Source organism: Microbacterium umsixpiens, from assembly GCF_053543675.1.
Genome location: NZ_JBLVOH010000124.1, coordinates 1 through 4229, shown reverse-complemented (window position 1 = coordinate 4229; position 4229 = coordinate 1). Strand labels below are relative to the sequence as shown.

Sequence of the window (4229 nt, the reverse complement as noted above, 5' to 3'; positions counted from 1 at the left end):
CGCCGTCGCGGTCGGCGGTTCCGGAGGATTCGCTCATGAGGTTCATGCCTTTCTGGCGTGGCCACACGGCGGAGCTGCGGCTCCATCCCGATGGACGGGATCGTGCGACCGGAGGAGGAGGTCGTCTGGGCTCACGCCACGACCGTGACCCGGCGGAGGTCCGGCAGGGCGGGGCGTGCCTCCCAGCCTAGTTGCGGAGGCCGAATGTTGGGTGTGCGGTTTCAGCGGGCAGCTGCACGGTGCACCGTGGGTGAAGACGGATCCGCCGGTTCCTCGGCGGCGTTCGCGGAAGGATCGCGCAGCCCTGGTACGGTGACGGCGGAGGGCATCACGTCCTTGGGGCCGCCGAGCAAGAGAGAACTTCGAGATGAAGCGACCGTCCCGCGTGCGCCTCGCCCGCATCGGGATCGCCACCGTGCTCGCGGTCGTGATCGGAGCAGTGGCACCGTCCCTGTCGGCGACTACCTCCGCGACTGCTGCCGTCAACGATCAGATGGTGTATCCGTCCTCGGGCAACATCCAATCGAAGGTCGGCGACGGCTGTCGGGGAAACTACCGTGCGCACGACGGCATCGACATCGGCGGCGGGGGCGGCACGCCGATCGTGGCCTCCTACGGCGGAGTGATCAAGTCCCGTACCGCCAACAGCGGCTACGGCAACTACACCGATGTCGAGCATCCCGGCGGTTACGTCACGCGGTATGCACACATGGCCTCGCCCGGCAAGTACGCGCCGGGTACCAGAGTCGCCCGCGGGCAGCAGATCGGTGTCGTCGGCAACACCGGGAATTCTCCCGCGTACCACCTGCACTTCGAGGTGCGGCTGAACGGTGCGGTGTACACCGCGATCAACAACGGGTTCACCTGCCTGTCGAACGTCGCCCGCGGCGGCGTTCTCCCGCTGTACTTCCCCGGGCTCGGTTCGGGACAGGCGCCGGGCGTCGCTTCGGCCGACTACTCCGGCGACAAGAAGGCCGATCTGCTGACGATCGCCGGGAACGGTGATCTTCGGTTGCGTACCGGCACCGGTTCGGGCGGCTTCTCGGCGGCGAAGACGCTCTTCGGCGGGTGGGGTGGATCTCGTAGACACCTCACCCATGCGGACTTCAACAACGACGGCAAGGCCGACATCCTCGTGACCAGATCCGATGGTGATCTGGAGTTCTACGCCGGCAACGGCGCAGGGGGATTCGCGCCGGCCGTCAGCATCGGCAAGGTCTGGTACGACCTGCTCCACGTGACGTCGGGCGCCGACTACACCGGAGACGGCAAACAGGACGTGATCGGCGTCTCCGCGACCGGTCTTCTGACGATCTACCGGGGAAACGGTGCCGGTGCCTTCAGTGGACCGCACATCACCCTCGGCGGCGGATGGCAAGGGTTCCACTTCCTCGTCGGCGGCGACTTCGACAACGACGGCAGTGGCGACATCATCGCCGTCGACACGGACGGCGCTCTCCGGTTCTATTCGGGAGTCCCCGGAGGTTTCCGCGCGATGCGCGTGGTCGGGTCCGGATGGGGTGAGTTCACCGCCCTCACCGGAGGGGTCGACTACAACGGCGACGGTCATGCCGATCTGCTGGCGCGAACCGCCTCCGGACAGCTCTATCTGTACCCCGGCCTCGGAAACGGCACGTTCGGCGGACGCACCCTGATCAGCGCCGACTGGGCGGACCACCTCGCCATCGAGTAGCGACGACCCTCCCGCAGCCCCGCCGGACGGCGCACGGCGTATCGTGGGCGCATGGCCGGCCCGACGTTCGAAGAGATCGCCGCAGCCCTGTACGCCGGTCCGCCGGAGTCGTTCGTATCGTCGCGAAAGACCCACGCGGACAGTGTCGAGGACCGCGTGCTCGCGGCACGTATCCGCGCGTTGCGAAAGCCGTCGGTCGCCGCCTGGGTGGTGAACCTGTTCGCCCAGGAGCGCGCCGGGCAGCTGGGGGAGGCGCTGCAACTGGCCGCAGAGCTTCGCGAAGCGCAGGAGGACCTGGATGCGCCGGCGCTGGCGAAGCTCGGCAGGGAGCGCCGTGCGCTCACGAGACGCCTCGCGGAGATGGCGGCCGAGTTGGCGGGATCCCGTGGTGAGAAGATCACGTCTGCGACACGGGAGGCAGTGGAGGGCAGCATCTCGGCCGCCTTCTTCGACCCCGCAGCGGCGGGCGCCGTCGCCTCCGGGCGGCTGATACGGGCGATCGAGGCCTCGGCATCGTCCGACGACATCCGGGATGCCGTGGTGGGGGAGATCCCGGAGCTGGAGTCGGTGCCGCAGCGTCCGCCGGATGAGCTGCAGGCGCGACGCCTCCGCCGCGACGCGGAGCGTCTGCTTGCGAGCGCGGAGAAGGAGCACAAGGCTGCGGAGCGCGCGCTCGCCAAGCAAGACGCGGCTCTGGAGGATCTGCAGAGCAGAGCGACGGAGCTCGCCAAGGGCGTGGCGGAGCTCGAGGGTCAGCTCGCGCGCACCCGCGCGGAGGCGGAGCGCGTGGATAAGGACCTGCAGCAGGCGAAGGACCGACAGTCCGATGCGAGGCAGCAGTCGGAGGCTGCGTCGGGCGCCGTCATGCGCGCCCAGAAAGCGCTGGAGGAGCTGTAGGGCGATCGGGCGGCCCGATCAGCCGCGGCTGTGGCCGAGGCGCCCGGGCAGGAAGGGCAGCATCGGCGCCCGGTACTCCCACGCGGCGCCATCCTCCGGATCGAGGGTGGCCTCCGCTCGGCCGAAGCGCCACACGCGGTTGAAGAGGTAGACGCCGATGGCGACCGGCTGGTCGGACGGAACCTGCCACGTACCTCGACCCCACTGCGTGGGCTGCCCACGCTCGCCGATGACGAGAGTCGGCTTGATCCCCGCATAGAGCGTGAACCGCGGGCGTCGCATCGTGAGCTCGATCCGGCGGCTGTTCATCCCGGTCTGTCGCTCGGGCGCAGGTCGGGCGGAGTCATCCATGATGACCGAAGCCTAGCTGGGAAAAGCAAAACCCCCGCCATGTAGAAGCTAGGCGAGGGTTTCTAAGGTGATTGTAATGATCACCCTGTGGCTCCGACGGGCGTCGATCCCGTGACCTCACGATTTTCAGTCGTGCGCTCTACCAACTGAGCTACAGAGCCGTGGTGCGACCGGCGAACCTGTCGCGTCCTAGACGAAGAGCCCTCTCCGAAGAAAGAGCTCAACGCACGGAGCGACCCTGACGGGACTTGAACCCGCGACCTCCGCCGTGACAGGGCGGCACGCTAACCAACTGCGCTACAGGGCCATACTTGTTTTCAATTGTATCGGAAGGTGTGACCCCAACGGGATTCGAACCCGTGCTACCGCCGTGAAAGGGCGGCGTCCTAGGCCGCTAAACGATGGGGCCGAGTCAGTCCCGGGGGACTTCCTTGCCGACGCTCAAGCATAAGGGATGTTCTGGGCAAATCGCGAATCGAGGGCGCGGCGCCTTCCCCCGGGCGTGTTTCAGGAGGACGATGGACCCGTCAGGCGTGCGCTGGCGACCGCATGCTCGGCCTGGTGCAGATGTGACGGTTGTTGTTAGTGTGGCATTTGTGAAACCGGCGGAAGGGGCCGTGTGAACGACGACCAGAACACTCTGGACGCTGCGGTTGCCGCGGCTTCAGATGATTGCGGCTGCGCGCCCAGCCCGACCGAACGCCGTGCGTTCAGCAAAGACGGCCTCAGCCGCCGTGGTGCACTCGGTCTCGGCGTGCTCAGCGTCGTGGCGCTCAGCGCCTTCGGCATCTCGAACGGGGTCTCCGCCGCCTATGCCGCCTCGTACCCGAGCTGGGACGACGTGCAGCGCGCGAAGAACAGCGAAGCCGCCAAGGCCGCCGAGGTCACCCGCATCGAGGGACTCATCCAGTCGCTGACCCAGAAGGTCGCCGAGACGCAGGCAGTCGCGAAGGCCACCGCAGACGAGTTCTACGATGCGCAGCAGAAGTACTTCGCTGCAGCCACCGAAGCCGATTCCCTGCAGGCAAAGGCCGACGAGCAGTCGGCGAAGGCCGCCGAGTCCGCGAAGAAGGCCGGGCAGGTTGCCGCGCAGCTGTACCGCAACGGCGGTGACGACACCTCGCTCGAACTCCTCTTCACCGGTTCTGCCGACAACGCAGACGAGTTGCTCGCGCGGCTCGGCACGATGGACAAGCTCTTCGAGTACAACCAGTCGGTGTACGACGATGCGGTCGCCGCCCGGAACTCCGCGCAGTCGATGAGCGACCAGGCCGTGGTCGCTCGCGAC

At 67.5% G+C, this 4229-nt stretch carries 4 protein-coding genes and 3 tRNA genes; 3 read left to right on the top strand and 4 right to left on the bottom strand.

The window, feature by feature from the left end; translation table 11 throughout:
- Positions 1-367: 367 nt before the first annotated feature.
- Together ACNPM4_RS12420 and ACNPM4_RS12415 are read left to right on the top strand one after the other, a co-directional pair.
- The gene (locus ACNPM4_RS12420) at positions 368-1693 is read left to right on the top strand and encodes an FG-GAP-like repeat-containing protein (protein ID WP_448985888.1); all 1326 of its coding nucleotides are present in this window, start codon (positions 368-370) and stop codon (positions 1691-1693) included.
- Positions 1694-1744: 51 nt separating this feature from the next.
- Positions 1745-2590: a transposase gene (locus ACNPM4_RS12415; RefSeq protein WP_448985887.1), complete on the top strand. Its 846-nt coding sequence runs from the start codon at positions 1745-1747 to the stop codon at positions 2588-2590.
- 18 nt (positions 2591-2608) lie between these two features.
- Here the strand turns inward: ACNPM4_RS12415 and ACNPM4_RS12410 are convergent, their stop codons facing one another.
- The 4 genes from ACNPM4_RS12410 to ACNPM4_RS12395 form a co-directional block, all read right to left on the bottom strand.
- Positions 2609-2941 carry a hypothetical protein gene (locus ACNPM4_RS12410; protein WP_231481841.1) on the bottom strand — a complete coding sequence of 111 codons (333 nt, stop codon included), beginning with the start codon at positions 2939-2941 and terminating at the stop codon, positions 2609-2611.
- An 88-nt stretch (positions 2942-3029) separates the two neighbouring features.
- A tRNA-Phe gene (locus ACNPM4_RS12405) sits at positions 3030-3102 on the bottom strand.
- Positions 3103-3174: 72 nt separating this feature from the next.
- Positions 3175-3248 (bottom strand) — tRNA-Asp (locus tag ACNPM4_RS12400).
- A 29-nt stretch (positions 3249-3277) separates the two neighbouring features.
- Positions 3278-3350, bottom strand: a tRNA-Glu gene (locus ACNPM4_RS12395).
- A gap of 210 nt (positions 3351-3560) precedes the next feature.
- Between ACNPM4_RS12395 and ACNPM4_RS12390 the strand changes: the two genes are divergently transcribed.
- Positions 3561-4229 (top strand): coiled-coil domain-containing protein (locus tag ACNPM4_RS12390; RefSeq protein WP_448985886.1); only part of this gene is annotated, 669 nt, incomplete at its 3' end.